Here is a 20,183-nt window from a genome sequence, read left to right as displayed (position 1 = left end):
GTTTGCATGGCAGCAACACCGGGCCTACGAAGCGCGAACCGTCCGGGGGCAGAAGACAGGTGGTAGTGGGCGACGACGCTGTGGCCGTACTGGCGAACCCGATCCTCAACGGCCCGTACGACCCGCCTGCGCGGCACTTCGAGATGGGGCTCGGTGGCCCCACCGGGCGGGTCGTCGAGGGCCGGCGCCCGAGCGAGTCGCTGATCCCCATCGCGCAGGCGAGGAAGTCTCGCCAGGCCGCCGCGAGGGTCGCCACTGCCCAGGACGAGCTCGACTTCGACGTGACGGGCGAGCGCCGTGAGAAGAACTTGCTCATCAACGACCTCCGGCGCGAGGTCGAGCTCTGGCGGGTGCGCGGTTACTCGAACGTCACCCCGCTGACGCGCACGCTCCTGGAGCACTGGGCGGATCCCGCACGCGAGAACCGCGTCCTGTTCGGCCAGCGCGAGGCGGTCGAGACGGCGATCTACCTCGCCGAAGCCGCCGGCCGCGCAGGGAACACGGACTGGCGCCGTCGGCTCGACGGCGAGAACGACGTCCACAACGCGGGTCTGCCGCGCGTCGCCCTGAAGATGGCGACCGGCTCGGGCAAGACCGTCGTCATGGCGATGCTCATCGCCTGGCAGACCATCAACAAGGTCCAGAGCCCGCGCGACTCCCGCTTCTCGAAGCGGTTCCTCGTCGTCACGCCGGGCATCACGATCCGCGACCGCCTGCGGGTCCTCATCCCGGGCGAGCCGGGCAACTACTACGACGTACGCGACCTGATCCCGCCGCAGCACCAGGCGGCGCTCCGCGAGGCGCAGGTCGTCATCACCAACTACCACTCCTTCCTCCCGCGGGACGCCAAAGAGATCCAAGGCGTCAGCAGGACGACGAGGCAGATCCTCCTCGGGGACGCGGCGAACTCGCCGGACGACCCGTTCCGGGAGTCGCCCGACGCCGTCGTCTCGCGCGTGCTGCGTGGGTTCACGCTGCCGTCCGGCCGAGTGACCTCAGCGGCGAGCGAGATCGTCGTGTTCAACGACGAGGCCCACCACTGCTACCGGTACAACCCGGAACTCTCGGAAGACCTCACCAAGGAGGAGCGGGAGGCCAACCGGGAGGCGGGTGTCTGGTTCACCGGCCTGCAGTGGGTAGCCAAGCGGGTCGGGATCAAGGCGGTCTACGACCTGTCGGCCACACCCTTCTACCTCAAGGCTTCCGGCTACACCGAGGGCTACATCTTTCCCTGGGTGGTGAGCGACTTCTCGCTCATGGACGCCATCGAGTCGGGACTCGTCAAGGTGCCCCGCACCCCGGTGGACGACGACGCTGCGGACAAGCGGGTCACGTACCTGCACCTCTGGGACCACGTCGGCCGGCTCCTGCCGAAGCGCAAGACCGCGGCGGCCCTCGACCCGTCCGGATGGGTGCCGCCCAAGGAGCTCGAGGGAGCCCTGCGAAGCCTGTACCGCAGCTACGAGCGCGCCTATGAGCAGTGGGTGACGCACCTGCGCGACCTGGGCGAGCCGCCGCCCGTGTACATCGTGGTCGCCAACAACACGATCGTCTCCAAGTTGATCTACGACTGGGTCGCCGGTGGACCCGTGCTCGACAAGGACGGCAGCCCGGTGCTGCATGCCGACGGCTCCGTGGTGCACCGGACCGGCAACCTGCCGCTGTTCAGCAACGTGGTCGACGGCGCCCCCGCGCCCCGGCCGCCCGCGATCATCGTCGACTCCAAGCAGCTCGAGTCCGGGGAGACCCTGTCGGGCGACTTCAAGGCCGACGCCGCCGCGGAGATCGAGGCGTTCAAGGCGGAGTTTCGGCGCCGCAACCCCGGGGGCGACGTCGAGTCGATCACCGACGCCGACCTCCTCCGCGAGGTCATGAACACCGTCGGCAAGAAGGGCATGCTCGGCGAGCAGGTGCGCTGCGTGGTGTCGGTGTCGATGCTCACCGAAGGCTGGGACGCCAACACCGTGACGCACATCCTCGGCGTGCGGGCTTTCGGGTCGCAGCTGCTCTGCGAGCAGGTGGTGGGGCGCGGCCTGCGCCGCCGCTCGTACGCGCTCAACGACGAGGGCCGGTTCGAGCCGGAGTACGCCAGCATCTACGGGATCCCGTTCTCATTCATCCCCACGACGGGAGAGACGCCCGACGTCACCCCGAAACGGCCCGCGGTCTGGGTGCACTCCGTGGAGGGCCGCGAGGACCTGCGGATCCAGTTCCCCAAGCTGGACGGGTACCGGCTGGAGATCCCCGACGAGGACGTGTGGCTCGACGACGCCCTGGCCCGGCCGTTCATCGTCGGCGCGTCGACGGTCCCGCGCTGGACGGAGAGCGCGGGCATCGTCGGGACAGCCGAGCTGGAGGACGGCGACCTGACGGACCTGCGGGCGCAAGAGCTCGCCTATCTGGTCGCGAAGCGTCTCATCGACACGCACCTGCGGACCCAGGAGGGCGACGACGGCGACCGGAGGCCGTGGCTCTTCCCGCGCCTCGCGGGACTCTGCCGGGAGTGGATCGAGCGCAACGTCCGCGTCGAGAACGGCTACTCGTTCAACGCGCTGAGATTGGTCGAAGCCCAGGCCGAGCTCGCCGACCAGATCAACGCGTCTCTGACGAGCCAGACGGAGAACCGGCGTCCGGTGCTCAGGCCGGTCCTGCGCACGTTCGACCCTGTGGGCCACACCGGCGAGGTGTCGTTCGAGACGCGTAAGAAGTCCCGCGACACGGTCAAGTCCGAGGTCTCGCACGTGGTGCTCGACGGCAAGGACGGCAACACGTGGGAGGACGAGCTCGCGAACGTCTGCGAGTCGATCGCCGACGTCGAGGCGTACGTCAAGAACGACCACCTCGGGCTCACCATCCCCTACATCCACAAGGGCCGCTCGCACGACTATCTGCCTGACTTCGTCCTCAAGCTCCGGCAGCGGGACGACGACGTCCAGCGGTTCCTCATCGTCGAGGTCTCCGGCGGGCAGAAGGCTCCGGGGCCTACGCAGATCAAGGCCACGACCGCCCGCGACTCGTGGTGCGCCGCGGTGAACAACCACGGCGGCTTCGGCCGCTGGGGCTACCTCGAGGTGGGCCTGCACAAGGCCCTGTTCTTCAACCGCGTGCGCCAGGCCATCGACCTGCACTACGCCGACCGGCCGATCGTCGGCGACCCAGACCTGCTCGACATCGTGGAACGGGAGGCGCGCCGTGGCGCGTAGCAGCAAGCCGACGGGACCCAAGGCAGTGGGCTCGTTCGTGCACGCAGAAAAGCGGGTAAACAACCCGACAGCAGAAGCGCAGGAATGGGTACCCGACGAACTGATGAAGCCTCGCTCGGTCGTGTTCGAGCGAGACCCGTCGCTCGACCCGCAGCTCGTGTGGCGCGGCAAGTACGACGACGACGCGACCGAGCTCGTCGCAGACGCCCCGCCGATCTACATCCAGGAGAAGATCGACCCTCGCGTGCTGGTCGAGAACCTTCGCGCTACCGCCGCGACGCGCGCGGAGGAACCCGAGCTGACGCTGTTCGACACGTTCGACGGGCTCGACGAGCTCGATGCGGTCGACTTCTACCGCCACCAGGCCAACTGGTCGAACCGCATGATCCTGGGCGACTCGTTGCAGGTCATGGCGTCGCTCTCCGAGCGGGATGACCTGCGCGGCAAGGTTCAGATGGTGTACCTGGACCCGCCGTACGGGATCAAGTTCGGGTCGAACTGGCAGGCGTCGGCGCGCAAGCGCGACGTCAAGGACGGGAAGGTCGAGGACGCCGCCCGCGAGGCCGAGCAGATCAAGGCGTTCCGCGACACGTGGCAGCTGGGGATCCATTCCTACCTGGCGTACCTGCGGGACCGGCTGATCGTCGCGCGAGAGCTTCTGACGGAGAGCGGATCCTGCTTCGTCCAGATCGGTGACGAGAACGTACACCTGGTGCGGTCGCTGATGGACGAGGTGTTCGGGAGCGAAAACTTCGTCAGCCAGGTCGCATTTAAGACAACTAGCGGCGCGGGTAGTTTCGCAGGCGGAACAAAGGTGCTTGCGTCGACTAGTGACTACATCGTCTGGTTCGCAAAAGACATCGCCGCCGTCCGATATCATCAGATTTATCTTTCAAAAGGGTCAGGCGCCGCCGGGAGTTCGGGCTACAATAAGATTGAGTTGAGTGACGGAACTCGCCGGACGGCGACCACCGCCGAAATTGCCTCGGTCCCGGCTGGCGGCAAGATATACACCCCAGACAATCTCGTCTCGCAGACTACTCGCACAGGGCAGACCACGGTGTTTCCTGTCGAGTATGACGGTGCCGTCTTCAATCCTAAGAATGGCGGGTGGAAGACGAACCGGGAAGGCATGCGGCGCTTGTCCGCCGCCAGGAGACTGACTGCGTCAGGAAACACTCTCCGGTACGTTCGATACCTCGACGACTTCGCTGCATTTCCCATCGCGAACGGATGGGACGATACGACGACCGCTGGTTTCGCAAGCGACAAGCTTTATGTCGTCCAGACGAACGCCAAGGTCATCGAGCGCTGCATGCTCATGTGCACCGATCCCGGCGACCTCGTCCTCGACCCCACCTGCGGCTCCGGCACCACTGCCTACGTCGCTGAGCAGCGGGGCCGTCGCTGGATCACGATCGACACCTCCCGCGTCGCGCTGACCCTCGCCCGCCAGCGGCTCATGGGCGCGACCTACCCGTACTACCTGCTCGCGGACAGCGAGAAGGGCCGCGAGGCGGAGATGCGCGCGTCGGGCAAGCCGATGCCCCCTGCCGCCACTACCAACGACCTGCGGCACGGCTTCGTCTACGAGCGGGTCCAGCACATCACGCTCAAGTCGATCGCGAACAACCCCGACATCAAGGAGGGGATGTCCCGCGCCGAGATCGATGCGGCGATCAAGCGGCACGCCGAGTACGAGCTGCTCTACGACAAGCCGTACCTCGACAAGAACGTCGCCCGGGTATCTGGCCCGTTCACCGTCGAGTCGCTCAGCCCGCACCGCTCGCTCGCGTTCGCGGGCGGCGAGGCCCAGGAGACGGCGTCGGAGCGCGCGGCCGCCGAGGACGCTGACGCCCCGACGTTCGAGCAGACCGTCCTCGACAACCTCGCCAAGGCCGGCATCCAGAACGGGCGTCGCGCGGAACGCATCGAGTTCGCGTCCGTCGACCGCTTCCCCGGCCTGTACGTCCAGGCAGTGGGGACGCCACGGACGCCGTCGGACAGCGGAACAGATGAGCAGACCGAGGTGACGAACGCGCCCGGGCGGGTCGCGATCGCCGTCGGGCCGCAGTACGGGACCGTGAGCACCCAGTTCATCAAGGACGCCGCGCGCGAGGCGATCCGCGGCGAGGCGGACCTGCTGTGCGTGCTCGGCTTCGCGTTCGACCCGCAGGCCACGGGCGTGACCGAGGACGACAACGTCACGGTCGAGGCGTCGAGGGACGGGTTCGACATCGCGGGCGAGCGGTCGCTCGGCCGGGTCAAGGCGCTGCTGGTCCGCATGAACGTGGACCTGCTCATGGGCGAGGCGCTCAAGAAGACGGGCGCAGGCAACCTGTTCACGGTGTTCGGCGAGCCCGACATCGAGCTGAAGGACAACGGCGACGGCACGCTGACGGTCGAGCTGCGCGGCGTCGACGTCTACGACCCCACCACCGGCGAGGTCCGCAGCGACGACACTGGCAAGATCGCCCTCTGGATGATCGACACGAACTACAACGAGGAGTCGTTCTTCGTCCGGCACTGCTACTTCACCGGCGGCAACGACCCGTTCAAGCGGCTCAAGACCGCGCTCAAGGCGGAGATTCACGCCGATGCGTGGGCCACGCTCTACGACACGACGTCGCGCCCGTTCGACAAGCCCGCCACGGGCAAGATCGCCGTCAAGGTCATCAACGACTACGGCGACGAGGTCATGAAGGTCTTCACGGTGGAATGACATGACGACCTACACCCCGGCACAGCGCGAGGCGATCGAGTGCCTCGACGAGCCCCTGCAGATCATCGCCTGCGCGGGCTCCGGCAAGACGCAGGTGATCTCCCAGCGGATCGCCGACCTCCTCGCGCTGCCCGGCGTGACGCCGGCGAACATCGTGGCCTTCACCTTCACGGAAAAGGCGGCGGCGGAGCTCAAGGACCGCGTCCTGGGCCTCGTCGCCGAGCAGCAGGGCAGCACCACGGGGCTCGCCGAGATGTTCGTGGGCACCATGCACGCCTACTGCCTGAACCTGCTCCAGACGTACGTGCCAGAGACGTTCAAGTACTCCGTGCTCTCCGAGATCACGCAGCGGCTGTTCATCGACCGCAACAGCAAGCGGTCGGGGCTGACCGAGTGCCCCACCACGTCGTCGGGCACCCCGAAGCTCCGGCGCTACATCCACTCCCGGTTGTACATGCAGGTGCTGTCCGTCCTCGCGGAGGACGAGGTTGACCCCGCGCTGATCCCCGCCGGCGTGATCCAGTCGCAGTACGCCTACAAGACGCTCCTGCGCAACGGCGCCTTCTTCGACTACACGACGATGCTGGAGCTCGCCGTCCAGCTTCTCGAGTCCGACGAGGGCGACGCCCACGCCGACGCCCTCCTCAAGCACGTCCAGCAGGACGTCCGATACGTGGTGGTGGACGAGTACCAGGACGTGAACCCGCTCCAGGAGCGACTGGTCCGCTCCCTGGTCCGGTACGGCGCCAACCTCTGCGTGGTGGGCGACGACGACCAGACGATCTACCAGTGGCGCGGCAGCGAGGTCGCCAACATCATCTCGTTCGCCGACCGGTACGACGGCGTCCGCCAGGTCACCCTGGCCGACAACTTCCGCTCCACGGACGGTGTCGTGGCCGTCGGCAAGGCGATCGCCGAGAGCATCTCCCCCGCGCACCGGCTCGCCAAGTCGATGCAGTACGCCTCCCACCAGACGTGGAGCCGCGGAGACATCCTGGCGCTCGAGCACGCGACGGCAGACGACGAGGCCCGCTGGATCTGCGACCGCATCCAGGCCCTTCGCGGTGTCACGTTCCAGGACGACCCCGACTCGGCGCCGCGCGGCATGTCGTGGTCGGACATGGCGATCCTGCTGCGCTCCGTGGCCCGCGACGCCGGGCCAGTGGTTGCGGAGCTGGAACGCCGCGGCATCCCCTACATGGTCAAGGGGCTCACCAGACTCTTCGACGCCCCCGAGGTCAAGGCCGCCGCGGCGATGTTCCGGTACCTGGTCGGGGACATGGGTCGCACCGAGTTCGAGCACATCTGGACGCAGGGGCGCCTCACGCCGCCCGAGCGCTCGCTCGCTCCTCTGTTCGCGGTCCTCGACGAGGGCGGGCAGTTCGACCAGGGTGAGCGGTGGAGCAACTACAACATCCAGCGTGTCTACCTGGCGGCGCTGGAGGCGGTCGGTGTCCGAGAGGACACGATCCCCGGAGACCCCGTGCGTGGCGAGCTGGTCTTCTACCAGCTCGGCAAGTTCAGCCAGGTCATCTCCGACTTCGAGACCATCCACTTCGCGTCGTCCCCCGAGCAGAAGTACCGGGGCTTCGTGGACTGGCTGGAGCACCAGGCGCCGGGCTACTACGACGACGCGGATGCCGACGCGGGCTACGCGACGCCCGACGCTGTGACGATCTCCACCGTGCACCGAGCCAAGGGCATGCAGTGGCCGGCGGTGTTCGTTCCCTGCCTCCGGAGGAACCGCTTCCCGAGCAAGCGTCAGGGCGGGTTGGGTGTCTTCCACGTCATCCCCGACACAGCCGTGCACGACCCCGACCGGTACAAGGGCACGAACGAGGACGAGCGCCGGCTCTTCTATGTGGCCGTGACCCGCGCGCAGAAGTACCTGTACCTCTCGTACTCGCCGGGCGAGAGCACGATGTACCGGAAGCCGTCGGAGTTCCTCAAAGACGTCACGGCCGTGGCACACGTGTCGACGGCCAGTGCCGGACTCCCCGCGGACGTCCCCCGTCTGGCGCCACAGGCCAAGATCGAGACGCCGCAGGTCACGCTCTCGTTCTCGGAGCTGAAGTTCCTCTTCGAGTGCCCTTACCAGTTCAAGCTCCGCTTCCTCTACGGCTTCAACCCGCCGATCCACGAGGCGCTCGGGTACGGCAAGGGACTGCACGACGCCCTCGCCGAGATGCACAAGCGCGCGCTGGCAGGCGACATCGCCACCGCCGACGACGTCGACCAGCTCGTGAGCCGGCACCTGCACACGCCGTACGCCTACCCGGCGCTGCGCGAGCAGCTCCAGGACGCCGCCAAGAAGTCGCTCCGCCGCTACCTCGACAAGCACGGCGGGGACCTCGAGCGGACGATCCACTCCGAGAAGCAGATCCAGGTGCACATCGCGCCGGGCATCACCGTCGACGGACGCATCGACCTGGTGAAGCGGATCGAGACGGACGAGGTCTCGATCGTGGACTTCAAGTCCTCGGAGCGCGCGCAGGCGGAGGACGTCACCCGGGACCAGCTGCACGTCTACGCGGTCGGGTACGCCGAGCTGACCGGGACCGACGCCGACCTCGTCGAGGTGCTGAACCTCGACCCCGACGGCAAGAACGTGCGCGAAGAGGTCCAGGACACCCTGCTTGAGGACGTCCGTGGCCGCATCCGTGAGGCTGGTGAGGCCCTACGAAAGAACGACCTTGCCCGCCTCCCGGTCTGGTCCGGAGTTTGCGACGCCTGCGACCTGGCAGGTCTGTGCAGGACGCAGCCGTCGGATCGATGACTTACGGGTGAATACTCCGCGGAAGAGCCTCCTCATCTCGGCGTAGCCGGTTGGATAAAGCCCATCCCCGCCGAAAAGGAGAACGCCGTGCCCCTAGCGACACGTGTCTGGAACGTGCTTGCGGACCTTCCCGCCGGCAAGGCGAGCAACCAGGGCCCGCTCATCAGCAAGCTGAGGAGCACCGTGGCCTTCGAGGAACTCATCCGGACTGGGCACCTGCGGCGATCCGGCGGCCGCGTAGAACGCACACGCGCGTCGCAGGACGCCTTCGTCCTCTTCGACGTTCTGCCAGTGAGCGGGGTCTCGTTGAGCAACCGGGTGGCCCAGGAGAAGTCAGGCCTCACGGACCGTCGGTACGAGTCCGCGCGAGCACTGTTGCTCCGAACGGGCGAGATCGGTCGGGGCCGGGGATTCAGCGGTTCGATCCGCAGGGAGGCCGACGTCGACGAGTATGCGCGGGAGGGGGCCGTCGGGAGCGAGAAGGAGCTCTACGAACCCTTTCGGGCATGGCTCGCCGACCAGGAGCAACAGCCCGGGGAGAGGTTTGCCTGGCACGGCGTCGTCGCGAACGGCAGCGGGCAGCGCCGCGCCACAGGTCAATGGAGCAAGCCAGACATCATGTCTGTCGTCGTGACGAACTTCGAGTACCTGCCAAACATCGACGTCGCCCTGCACAGCTACGAGATCAAGCCGTATCAGCATTCGGCGAACCTCCAGGGCGTGTACGAGGCGTCAGCACACCAACGGCGCGCTCACTTTGCGAGCCTCGTGATCGAGCACCCGATGGACGAGAGCAGCACTCCCCCGCAGGGGGTTCTGGGCGAGTGCCGCCGTCTTGGAGTCGGTCTCTACCACCTCTGGGGCACCGAGGCCGAGTGCCTGCTGGAGCCCCAGCGACAAAGCCCGTCACCTGCCGAAATCAACGATCTGCTCAGTGAAGCCCTTCCTGCGGGTGAGCGCGAGACGTACCTCGACGCCATTGGTAGGCCGCCGGGGTTCGGCACACCGATCAACGATGACGAGTGAGCGCTTACTAACACTTTCGACCAAACTGTTAGTACTGTTATCTCGTGGCAACAGATCTGAGCCCCTCCGCACCCCTCGCGATCGAACCGGTCGGGCACGAGGACCACCACTGGACCGCCGAGACCAATGGCATGGTCACCCGCGCCCAGCTCAGCGCTGCGTCCGGTCCGTACCAATCGACGGTCCCGGCTCAGATCGAGCGCTACCAGCCCAGCCTGCCGGCCGACCTCGCCGCCGACGTCGAGGAAGCCGCTGCGGCTCTCGCCCGATTCGACTCGTACGCGCGTGGCCTCCTAGGAGCGACCAGCCCGACGCTCGGTCCGATGGGCTCCATCCTCCTTCGCACAGAGTCGACGTCGTCGTCGCAGATCGAGAACCTGACGGTAGGCGCTCGGCAGCTCGCTCTCGCCGAGATTGATCAGTCCACCAGCGAGAACGCTAAGGTCGTCGTCGCCAACGTGCGTGCGATGGAGGCTGCGCTCACCCTGGCCGACCGCCTCGACAACGACGCGATCCTCGCCATGCAGGCAGAGCTCCTCTCCCGCCAGCGCGGCTGGGAAGAACACGCCGGCCGATATCGCGACGGGCTTGTCTGGGTCGGCAGCAGCAGCATCGGCCCCCGGAGGGCGACCCATGTGGGCCCTCAGCCTGAGCGTGTCCGCCCCGCGATGGACGACCTGATCCAGTTCCTCCGCCGGGACGACTTGCCCGTGCTCGTTCAGGCAGCAGTCGCCCACGCCCAGTTCGAGACCATCCACCCGTTCGCGGACGGCAACGGACGCACCGGACGGGCGCTCGTCCATGCCCTGCTCAAGGCCAAGGGTGTACTGACCAGCACCACCGCGCCCGTCTCAGCGGGGCTCCTCAAGGAGACCGAGGCCTACTTCGACGCTCTGGGCGCATACCGCGCAGGGGACGCCCGGCCCATCGTCGAGCGGTTCACCGCAGCGAGCCGATTCGCGGCAGCATCCGGCGCGCGCCTCGTGGACGACCTGGCGGCACAGGTTGACGACTCCCGCGCCAAGCTCGCCGGGCTGCGCCCGCAGGCCGCCGGGTGGAAGGTGCTTCCGCACCTCGTCGCCCACCCTGTTGTCAACGCACGGTTCCTTTCGCAACACGTGGGCTTGAGCGAGATGACGGCCCAGCGCGCCCTCACCCAGCTCACCGACGCCGGCGTTCTCGAGGAACGGACGGGGCTACAGCGCAACCGCGTGTGGCAGCACGGTGGGATTCTCGCGGTCCTCGACAACTACGCGGAGCAGCTCCGACGGCGGTAGGCCGCCTCAGCGCCCCGCCCTCCCTCGGCTCACCGCCTCCGGCCGCTCCGACGGCGGGACCTTCCCGTTCACGACATGACGCCGCCAGGCGTTCCGGACATGCCCGCGCCGCAGCAGCAGCGTGATACCAACAAACACGGTCGGGAACATAACCCGCATCGCTAGGTCCGGGCTCTGAACGGGCAGCCCCATCGGCCGCTGGATCAGCTCCGGCCACACCCAGAGTGCGCCAACGACCACAAACGAAAGCCCCATCCGCCGCAGGACGTACAGCGACCCACGGATGTCGTCGACCACCCACCACCAGTACCTCGCCGGCAGACGCATCTCGAGCATCCGGTAGGCGAGCCACCAGCCGAGCGGCGGGCGTTCCCGCCAGCGCAGCCCCCAGCCCGCTCGAAGCAACCCGATGACCTCCGGGCGGGGCAGGCGGGAGGCGACCGGCCCGGCGTCGGGCACATAGAGCTCGTCAAGGACAGCCAGCAGCTCGTCGCCGTGGGCGTCGCGCCAGCGGCGCGGGTAGGCCCGCATCCAGAAGCGCGCGGAGCGCGAGAAGGCGCCCTTCTCGCGCGACCGCTCCGAGGCCCGGCTCATGCCACACCACCAGCGGGAGCGGCGAACCCGCCAGCGGCCGGCCGCCGCCGCGCCTCCTGCGCCACCGGCCGGCGCCGCAGCGCTTCCTGCGCCCGCGCCGCGAGCGCCCTCAGCCGCTCGGTCTCTGCCTCGGCGGCGGCGCGGCCGTCGCTCGTGATGCGGTAGTACCTTCGGAGCCGGCCGTCGACGACGGACTCCCCCGCTGGCTCAACCAGTCCCGCGGCGCCCAGCCGGTCGAGCGCGCCGTAGAGGGTGGCTGCGGCGAGGACGGTCCGACCGCCGGACAGCTCGCGGACGACCTGGATCACCGCGTAGCCGTGCAGGGGCTCGGCCGTGAGGGCAAGCAGGACGAGGTACGCCTGTTCGGTCATGCGGAACGGGGTCGCCATAGGGTTTAACATATCGGTCACCGATATATAGCACCAGGGTGGATCGCCCGACGGCGGCCCCGCCCGCCTCCCGCGGAGACTCCCGCGAGGCGACCCGGCCCGCCGTCGGGCAGCCTGCTACTCCTCGAACTCGAGGTTGCCGCGGCACGCCTCGCCGGGGCTCGGCAGGAACTCCTTGAACCCGTGGCTGACCCACCGCCCGTAGCTCTGAACACGTCCGTCGGTGACGAAGTCGTCGTCGAACTCCGGCGGCTGGGGCTCCATCGCGTCCGGCAGGTCCTGCCCGGAGAACGCGCAGGCCGAGCTGGCCATGAACGCACCCGGAATGGGGTCACCGTTCCCGTTGGTCTCTCCCGCCTGTGCCGACATGCCGCCGCCCAGCGTCAGTCCCGCGGCGACGGCGCACGTCATGATCACGCGCCTCATCTGCCCACCTCCTCGTGGGAAGGACGTCCGGGTAGGCCGATCGAACCCAGCCCGTCCCTACCTCATGACGGTACGACCGGCGTGTCGGCACCGACCCGCCGGACGAGCGAAATCACCCGTCACCACGGGCGCAGCCGGCCTGACGTGCCGGCGGGACGACACGCGGCCAGGTCGCGCGCCACAGCCCAGCGTGCGGTGCCACACTTTCCTGCCAGAGCCGGCGACGACGAGGATGGGAGCTCCCGACGATGGGCCACGGCAGCACGTCCCACCAGGTCAGCACACCTGATGACTCACCCACGGCCGCCGCGGCGGCCGTCCGGCGGTACCTGGCCGACGACGACCCCCGGTCGGCAGCCGCGCTGCACGAGCGGTGCACGGCAGCAGCCCTGGAGGACCAGGACCGGCTCGTCCAGTACGTGGTGGCCCTCGACGACGTCCATGACACCCCGATCCTCGACACGCCCCCGTTGCTCGACCGGGTGTGCGAGCAGGTCGCCGCTCGGGGACCGGACCACTTTCTCGCGTACCTGACCGCGCTGCGGGCTGCCGGAAGGTCCGCCCTCGCCATCCAGGCTCTCCACGCGTACGGGCGTCTCGACGAGGCGGACCTCAGCGGCCTCGCGGGCCGGCTCCGAGACGCCGAGGACCGGCTCATCCTGCTCGCCGCGGCCTCCCTGAACCGGACGCCGGAGGATGCGGCGCGTCTCGCAGTGAGCCACCAGCGCCCCCAGGACGCGGACGACATCATCACGCCGACGATCCTGCACGACGTCTCACAGCAGCGCACCGTCCCCGACGTCGCCCGGTTCCTGCGGGCGCTCCACGCCCTCGGCGCCGCCCACCTGATCGAGGACACCGTCAGGCTGGTCGCCGCCCGAGAGTCCGGTCGGTCGAACCTCGACAAGGCCCTGCTGCACGTCGCCCTCGACGCCAACCCGCACCTGCGTCCCCACGCCGAGGACCTGCTGCGCCAGACGCTGGCAGCCGCCGTGGCCCAGACGGACCGGGACCTCCCCGACCAGCAGAAGGATCTTCTCGCTGCCTTCGCCCACCTCAGCCCGGACGGTGCGGTCCTCGAGGAGTGGTTCGCCGGGCGGCTCCAGGGCAAGGTCAACGACGCGGAGGCCCGCAAGCAGGTCGCCTGGTTGCTGCGGAACAGCAGCGGGGCCGGCCGGTCCGAGTTTCTCGCCCATCTTGCGACGACCGCCTCACCGTGGAACCTTGCCCTGATCTACGAGCTGCTCCTTGCCCCGGACTCCCGCGAGGAACCTGAGGAGGCCGTCGACCTGGCGAGCAGCGTCGCGGCCACGCTCCACGAGGAACGCATCAGCGAGTTCCTCGAACGCTGGCCGCGTGAGCGTCAGCCGGACGTGAGGACGAAGCGGCTCCTCCAGCTCGTGCTGACCCCGTTCGGCGACCAGCCCCTGCCCGCCAGGACCGTCCTGGGCGTCGCGGACCTCCTGGCCTCCGGCCGGTCCGGGCCGCTCGCCGAGGGCCTCCGCCGGGAAGCGATCGCCCTCGTCGAGGGGCGCGACGCGGACGAGGTCGTCGAGCTCCTGCGTGCCATCCCCGCAGGTCGCCATCGTCGGAAGGCGGCGAACGTCGTGGGCGAGCAGCTCGCAGCGGCCCTGCTCGCAGACAACTCTGACGCCGCCGCGGGCTGGTTCTCGGAGTGCCTCGCGGCGCTGGCGGCCGATGATCTCACGGACGCGTCGACGGCGGCCTGGCACAGGGTGGCTGACCTGGCGGGCGAGCACCCCGTCGTCGCCTCGACGGTTGCCGAGGTTGCCGTCCGGATGCGGCACTCAGGAGGCGGCGAGACCGCCGAACAGCCGGCAGGACGCGCCCATCGGGCCCTCGCCGCCGACGCCGACAAGCTCCTCGTCCGGTTCCTCAACCAGTCCCAGAGCGTCACCCCGACGGCCGTCGTCGACGTGACGACCAGGCTTCGGCTCCGCGCCTATCCCGAGCCGAACCGCAGGCAGGTGATCCAGGACTCCGTGGGCCGGTGGGTGGACCGGACCCGCAAGGAGCGTGTGATCCGGGCGCTCGAGGCGGCGGGTCAGGACCTCGAGGCCGGCTGGCTCAAACCGTCGGTGGGCTGACTCGGGCCGGCTTGAGAGGCGAGGTGGCGCCGGCCCAGCACGACCAGGAGCCCGAACGCGACCAGAGCCACACCGGCCGTCGCGAGCCGCAGCAGCGTCTCCATGCCCGGGGACAGCGGCACCGGGTGGTCGCACGTCCAGCCCGGCTGGTATCGGCACACGTCCGCCGCCCGGACGGCGCACAGCGCCGTGAGCGCCATCAGGTATCCGACCAGCGCGAGAAAGGGGGGCAATGCGTCGTCGAGCCGGCCCCGCCGGCTACGGAAGTGCACCATCCGGTCCTTGGCGTCGAACCAGCCGAATCCCCGGACGCCCAGCGCGGCCAGCCAGGGCAGGACCAGGAGAACGACCGTGCCGCCCCCGACCACCGCCATGCCTCGCCACACATGGGCCCACTCGGACTCCGCCACGACGAACGCGATCCCCACGAAGCCGAGGACCGCCGCCACGGAGAGCACGTTCCGCCAGACGCTCGGCGGCAGCTCCGGTGCTCGCACCACATAGACGACGCAGAAGACGGCGTACACCACGAGGATGGGCGTGGTGTTGAGAGCCGTCAGCAGCCGCCAGTCTCCGGCCACTGTCGCAAGGAGCACCAGCCCGAGGACGAAGTTCACCACGAGGATCAACCAGAACGTGTCCTCGGTGCGTCCAGGAAGCCGTGACGCCCAGCGCGCCTGGAGCGCGCTCGGGGCGTAGCGCTCGCCGCTCAGGGCGAAGACCTCCCGCGCGAGGGCGTAGGTGAACACGATCCCGGAGCCGATCGGCGCGAGCACACCCACCAGGTGGACCGCTGGAGCGAGCCAGGCGAGCGAGAGGTCGCCGATCGTCGCGTGATCGGCGAGCACCGCATAGGGCGTACCCGTCGACCGCCCTGGCTCGACAGTGCCCTGAGCATCGTGAGCGTCGTGGACATGCTGCAGCAGGGAGTACAGCACGTACGAGCCGGCCACCGTCCCGTACACCGCCCAGCGCACCCGCGCCCGCACCCCCATGCCGCCCCGACGCACCTCGTCCGTCACGTCCAGGGGGGCCTGGAACCCGATGTAGGCGTAGATGATCCCGCTCGCCAGGAGCCCTCCCATCAGGTTGCTCGGAGTCCCCTCGCTGGCCGACGACGTCCTGCCGTCACCCAGCGCAAGCCAGAGCAGGACCACGACCATCACGAGGACCACGACCTTGGTCCCCATGATCGCCACGCTCGACCGCAGCAGAGCCTTGCGTGGCAGCAGGTTCGACGCGACGATCGCCGCCATGACCACGACGGCGAGCAGGCCGCCGCCCTGTGTCAGCGCGTTCTGGCCGGAGGTCAGGCCTGCGTCGGGCAGCCACGTCGCCGTGCTCCGTACGGCTGCCGCGGCCTGCGCGGCGGGGTTGACGGCGTACGAGATCCACAGCGCCCCCGCGAGCACGACGACGACCAGCGGCCCGAACGCGTCCTGCGGGTGAAAGAGCAGACCTCCTGTCCGACGGGACGCCAGCCCGAACTCGACCATCACGACCGCCACGACCGCCATCAGCGCGCCGCCCACCAGCCAGCCGGGCAGCGCGTACCGCCCCAGGTCCTGTTGCACCTGGGGTGCGGCAAGGAGCCACCCGGAGCCGATCACACCACCGACGGCCAGCCCGAAGACCTCGAGGAGGGTGAGCCGCTCGCGGTCCCCGGACGGGGGCGGGGACGGGGACACCGGGTTCTCCGCGGCGGGCCCGCGCGACGTCGCCGGTCCGGTCTGCTGGTCCGTCCCGGGTCCCGAGCCCGCGCCCTCGGCGGGCTTCTCGACCTCGTGCGCGGCTCGCTCGCGCGCACGCCTCTGACCCGACCACGGCTCGAACGCGACACTGACCAACAACGCTCCGACGATGCACAACCACAGGCCCGGGTTCACGGCCACGTCCCAGAAGGTCGCGCCTTCGGGGATCTGGTCGATCGCCACGCTGCCGAACGCACCGGCTATCGCGCCGAGAACGGGTGCAGCGATCCTCACGACGCGCATCACGCCGTGACGACCGGCGCCCCGCTGCCGGACCGGTTCGTCAACCATCGAGCGTGTCCCCTCACCGTGGCGCCTGAAAAAGCGTGGTCGGAGACTATCGGCGCACTTCGGACGGGGCAAAACAAAGCGCGCATTTCCCCTCAGGCGTCCACCTGACGCGCACTGGCGTTGTCACTCTCGGTCGACAATGTCACCGGGAGTGACAACGCCAGCGGCACAACCCCTGTCCGGCGCGGCCGGATCAGACCTTCGTCACCGTCACCTCACGCGCCGCCCCGCCCGTGACCTCCAGCGACACAGCCAGCGTCTCCCGCATCACCAGGTCGCGGTGCGCCTCGACGGCCCCGACCCACTCGGCCGGCACGGTCAGCGCCAGCGCGATCCTGTCCGACACCTGGAGGCCCGCCGCCTTGCGCGCGTCCTGCACGTCGCGGACGGTGTCGCGGGCGTAGCCCTCGGCGCGCAGCGCGTCGTCGAGCGCCAGGTCCAGCACCACGAACCCCCCGACGGTCAGCACCGCCGCGGCCACCTCGGCCGAGTCGCCGGAGGCCACCACGGTGGCCAGCTCGTACTCGCTCTCCTCGAGCGGCACGTCGCCGTCGTCCGTCTGCACGACGACGGCCCCCGTGGCGGACTTGGTCCACGCCCCCGCCTTCGCGGCCTTGATCACGGTCTGCACACCCCGCCCGAGGCGCGGCCCCGCGGCGCGGGCGTTCACGGCGAGCCGCTCGGTCACGCCGAACTCGGCGGCGACGTCGGGCGAGAACTTCACCAGCTGGACGTCCGTGACGTTCAGCTCCGAGGCCAGCAGGTCCGCGAACGGCGCGACGCCCTCCGGGTCGTGCACGGCCACCGTGAGGGACCGCAGCGGCTGGCGCACGCGCAGCTTGTTGGCCTTGCGCAGCGCGAGCGTCTGCGACACGACGGCGCGGGCGGACTCGACGGCGTCCACGAGCGCGTCGTCGGCCAGGAGCACGTCGCCGACGAACCCAGGACCGTCCACGAGCGTCGGCCAGTCGGTCAGGTGCACCGAACGGCCGCCCGTGAGCCCGCGCCAGACCTCCTCGGTGAGGAGCGGGGCCAGCGGGGCCATGACGCGGGTGAGGACCTCGAGCGCCGTGTGCAGGGTGTCGAACGCGTCGGCGTCCTCGGCCCAGAAGCGGTCGCGCTGCGTGCGCACGTACCAGTTGGTGAGCGCGTCCAGGTACTGACGCACGGTCTCGCACGCACCGGCGATGTCGTAGACGTCGAGCTGCTCCGTCACCGTGGCGACCAGGCCGCGCGTGCGGGCCAGGAGGTACCGGTCCATGACCGGCAGCCCGGCCGCCCGCTCGGGCGTGACCCGCTGCCCGAGCCGCGCGCCGCCGTCGGCCCCCGCTGCTACCGCCGAGGGGCCCGACGCCGCGTTGGCGTACAGCGTGAAGAAGTAATAGGTGCTCCACAGCGGCAGCAGCACCTGACGCACCGCGTCGCGGATGCCCTCCTCGGTGACGACGAGGTTGCCGCCGCGCAGGATCGGCGACGCCATGAGGAACCAGCGCATGGCGTCGGAGCCGTCGCGGTCGAAGACCTCGTTGACGTCCGGGTAGTTGCGGAGCGACTTGGACATCTTGCGACCGTCCGAGCCCAGCACGATGCCGTGGGACACGGCCGTGTCGAACGCCGGCCGGTCGAACAGCGCCGTGGCGAGGACGTGCAGCGTGTAGAACCAGCCGCGCGTCTGGCCGATGTACTCGACGATGAAGTCGCCCGGGTAGTGGTGCTCGAACCACTCCCGGTTCTCGAACGGGTAGTGCACCTGGGCGTACGGCATGGAGCCGGAGTCGAACCAGACGTCGAGGACGTCCTCGACGCGACGCATCGTCGACTTCCCGGACGGGTCGTCCGGGTTGGGCCGCGTCAGGTCGTCCACGTAGGGCCGGTGCAGGTCAGGGTTGCCGTCGGCGTCGCGCGGGAGCGTGCCGAAGTCGCGCTCCAGGTCCTCGAACGACCCGTACACGTCGACGCGCGGGAACTCCGGGTCGTCGCTCTTCCAGACCGGCACGGGAGAGCCCCAGAACCGGTTGCGCGTGATCGACCAGTCGCGGGCGTTCTCGAGCCACTTGCCGAACGAGCCCTGCTTGATGTGGTCGGGCACCCAGGTGATCTGCTCGTTGAGCTCGAGCATGCGGTCCTTGAACTTCGAGACCTCGACGAACCACGACGACACACCCATGTACATGAGCGGCTGCCGGCAGCGCCAGCAGTGCGGGTACGAGTGGGCGTACTGCTCGCGGCGAAGCAGCACCGTGCCCGACGTCGTCGCGGCCGCCTCACCGGCGTCCGCGCCCCGGGTGCGCGCCTTGAGGTGGTCGATGATCAGCACGTTCGCGTCGAAGACCTGCACGCCGGCGTAGTCGCTCACCGGGAAGACGAACCGGCCGTCGGCACCCACCGGGATGACGGGCTCGACGCCCTCGCGGTCGCTGACCTGCTTGTCCTCCTCACCGAACGCGCCGGCGTTGTGGACCAGGCCGGTGCCGTCGGTGGTGGTGACGAAGTCGGCCTCGACGACGCGGTGCGCGCCCTCGTGGCCCTCGAAGTAGGCGAACGGCGGCGTGTAGCGCACGCCCACCAGGTCGGAGCCCTTCAGGCGCGCCACGACCCGCGGCGCCACTCGCTCACCGTCTGGGCCCTCGACTCCAAGTTCCCGCGCGTACGCGTCCACCCGGGCCTCGCCCAGGACGTACCGGCGCGGCGTGCCCGTGAACGACGACTCCACCACCACGTAGTCCACGTCCGGCCCCACCATGACCAGCAGGTTGGACGGGAGCGTCCACGGCGTCGTGGTCCAGACGAGCAGCAGGTCGCCGTCGGTCAGAGGACCGCCCTCGGCGGCGCCCGTCACGCCGAAGCCGACCGTCACGGCCGGGTCCTGGCGCATCTGGTAGACGTCGTCGTCCATGCGCAGCTCGTGGTTCGACAGCGGCGTCTGGTCGTTCCAGCAGTAGGGCAGCACGCGGAAGCCCTCGTAGACGAGGCCCTTCTCGTACAACGACTTGAACGCCCAGATCACCGACTCCATGTACGAGGGGTTGAGCGTCTTGTAGTCGTTCTCGAAGTCGACCCAGCGGGCCTGGCGCGTCACGTAGGTGCGCCACTCGTCCGTGTACTTCAGCACCGACGACCGGCAGGCCGCGTTGAACTTCTCGATGCCGAGGGAGACGATCTCGTCCTTGGTCTTGATGCCCAGCTGGCTCATCGCCTCGAGCTCGGCGGGCAGGCCGTGCGTGTCCCAGCCGAAGCGGCGCTCGACCCGCTGCCCGCGCATGGTGCGGTAGCGCGGCACCACGTCCTTGGCGTAACCGGTGAGCAGGTGGCCGTAGTGCGGCAGGCCGTTGGCGAAGGGCGGGCCGTCGTAGAAGACGAACTCGTTGGCGCCGTCCGCGCCGGCCTCGCGCTGGTCGATCGAGGCCTGGAACGTGCCGTCCTCGTCCCAAAAGGAGAGGACCTCGCGCTCGAGCGCGGGCAGGTCGGGCGAGGCGGGGACGCCGTCGGCGTCGCGGTGCAGCGGATAGTGCGCCATGTGCGGGTGGCTCCTGAAGCAGCAGGTGGACGACTCGGTGGTGCTCTGCTGCGAGGACGACACGCCGGAGCGCGCCGCGGTACCACCCCGCTTGCGGGCTCGC

11 protein-coding genes are annotated in these 20,183 nt (G+C 69.2%); 6 read left to right on the top strand and 5 right to left on the bottom strand.

Annotated features, from left to right (window positions below):
• The first annotated feature begins 65 nt into the window (after positions 1-65).
• The 5 genes from D1350_RS06490 to D1350_RS06470 all read left to right on the top strand — a co-directional run bounded on the left by D1350_RS06490 (position 66) and on the right by D1350_RS06470 (position 11,004).
• Positions 66-3,203 (top strand): BPTD_3080 family restriction endonuclease, encoded by a 3,138-nt coding sequence (locus D1350_RS06490; protein WP_240643923.1) that lies wholly within the window; start codon positions 66-68, stop codon positions 3,201-3,203.
• Between the two features lie 103 nt (positions 3,204-3,306).
• The gene (locus D1350_RS06485) at positions 3,307-5,925 is read left to right on the top strand and encodes a site-specific DNA-methyltransferase (protein ID WP_125775104.1); all 2,619 of its coding nucleotides are present in this window, start codon (positions 3,307-3,309) and stop codon (positions 5,923-5,925) included.
• A 1-nt stretch (position 5,926) separates the two neighbouring features.
• Positions 5,927-8,701, top strand: coding sequence for an ATP-dependent helicase (locus tag D1350_RS06480; protein ID WP_125775102.1), 2,775 nt, complete (start codon positions 5,927-5,929; stop codon positions 8,699-8,701).
• 87 nt (positions 8,702-8,788) lie between these two features.
• Positions 8,789-9,727, top strand: coding sequence for a hypothetical protein (locus D1350_RS06475; protein ID WP_125775100.1), 939 nt, complete (start codon positions 8,789-8,791; stop codon positions 9,725-9,727).
• 44 nt (positions 9,728-9,771) lie between these two features.
• On the top strand, positions 9,772-11,004 hold the full coding sequence (locus D1350_RS06470) for a Fic family protein (RefSeq protein WP_240643922.1): 1,233 nt from the start codon (positions 9,772-9,774) through the stop codon (positions 11,002-11,004).
• 6 nt (positions 11,005-11,010) lie between these two features.
• On the opposite strand, the gene D1350_RS06465 is transcribed toward D1350_RS06470, so the two are convergent.
• The 3 genes from D1350_RS06465 to D1350_RS06455 form a co-directional block, all read right to left on the bottom strand.
• Positions 11,011-11,598 carry a hypothetical protein gene (locus tag D1350_RS06465; protein ID WP_125775098.1) on the bottom strand — a complete coding sequence of 196 codons (588 nt, stop codon included), beginning with the start codon at positions 11,596-11,598 and terminating at the stop codon, positions 11,011-11,013.
• Complete coding sequence (locus tag D1350_RS06460) at positions 11,595-11,987, bottom strand: PadR family transcriptional regulator (RefSeq protein WP_240643921.1); 393 nt, start codon at positions 11,985-11,987, stop codon at positions 11,595-11,597. Before D1350_RS06460 ends, D1350_RS06465 begins: the two co-directional genes overlap by 4 nt.
• 117 nt (positions 11,988-12,104) lie before the next feature.
• The gene (locus D1350_RS06455; protein WP_125775096.1) at positions 12,105-12,413 is read right to left on the bottom strand and encodes a hypothetical protein; all 309 of its coding nucleotides are present in this window, start codon (positions 12,411-12,413) and stop codon (positions 12,105-12,107) included.
• Between the two features lie 248 nt (positions 12,414-12,661).
• Between D1350_RS06455 and D1350_RS06450 the strand changes: the two genes are divergently transcribed.
• Positions 12,662-14,521, top strand: a complete 1,860-nt coding sequence (locus tag D1350_RS06450) for a hypothetical protein (protein ID WP_125775094.1) — start codon at positions 12,662-12,664, stop codon at positions 14,519-14,521.
• On the opposite strand, the gene D1350_RS06445 is transcribed toward D1350_RS06450, so the two are convergent.
• Together D1350_RS06445 and ileS are read right to left on the bottom strand one after the other, a co-directional pair.
• A complete protein-coding gene (locus D1350_RS06445; RefSeq protein WP_164545053.1) occupies positions 14,479-16,506 on the bottom strand; it encodes an APC family permease in 2,028 nt (675 codons plus the stop codon). The genes D1350_RS06450 and D1350_RS06445 overlap by 43 nt on opposite strands.
• Before the next feature lie 250 nt (positions 16,507-16,756).
• On the bottom strand, positions 16,757-20,080 hold the full coding sequence (gene ileS, locus D1350_RS06440; protein ID WP_125775090.1) for an isoleucine--tRNA ligase: 3,324 nt from the start codon (positions 20,078-20,080) through the stop codon (positions 16,757-16,759).
• Positions 20,081-20,183 lie beyond the last annotated feature (103 nt).

Source organism: Antribacter gilvus, from assembly GCF_003946865.1.
GTDB classification, from domain to species: Bacteria; Actinomycetota; Actinomycetes; order Actinomycetales; family Cellulomonadaceae; genus Antribacter; species Antribacter gilvus.
The sequence above is the reverse complement of the archived record's forward strand: the minus strand, read 5'-3'. Positions and strand labels throughout refer to the sequence as shown.

Bases quoted from the DNA above. Each gene is read 5' to 3' on its own strand.
- ileS (WP_125775090.1), bottom strand. From the start codon at position 20,080: ATGGCGCACTATCCGCTGCACCGCGACGCCGACGGCGTCCCCGCCTCG.
- D1350_RS06455 (WP_125775096.1), bottom strand. From the start codon at position 12,413: ATGAGGCGCGTGATCATGACGTGCGCCGTCGCCGCGGGACTGACGCTG.
- D1350_RS06485 (WP_125775104.1), top strand. From the start codon at position 3,307: ATGAAGCCTCGCTCGGTCGTGTTCGAGCGAGACCCGTCGCTCGACCCG.
- D1350_RS06460 (WP_240643921.1), bottom strand. From the start codon at position 11,987: ATGGCGACCCCGTTCCGCATGACCGAACAGGCGTACCTCGTCCTGCTT.
- D1350_RS06480 (WP_125775102.1), top strand. From the start codon at position 5,927: ATGACGACCTACACCCCGGCACAGCGCGAGGCGATCGAGTGCCTCGAC.
- D1350_RS06450 (WP_125775094.1), top strand. From the start codon at position 12,662: ATGGGCCACGGCAGCACGTCCCACCAGGTCAGCACACCTGATGACTCA.
- D1350_RS06465 (WP_125775098.1), bottom strand. From the start codon at position 11,598: ATGAGCCGGGCCTCGGAGCGGTCGCGCGAGAAGGGCGCCTTCTCGCGC.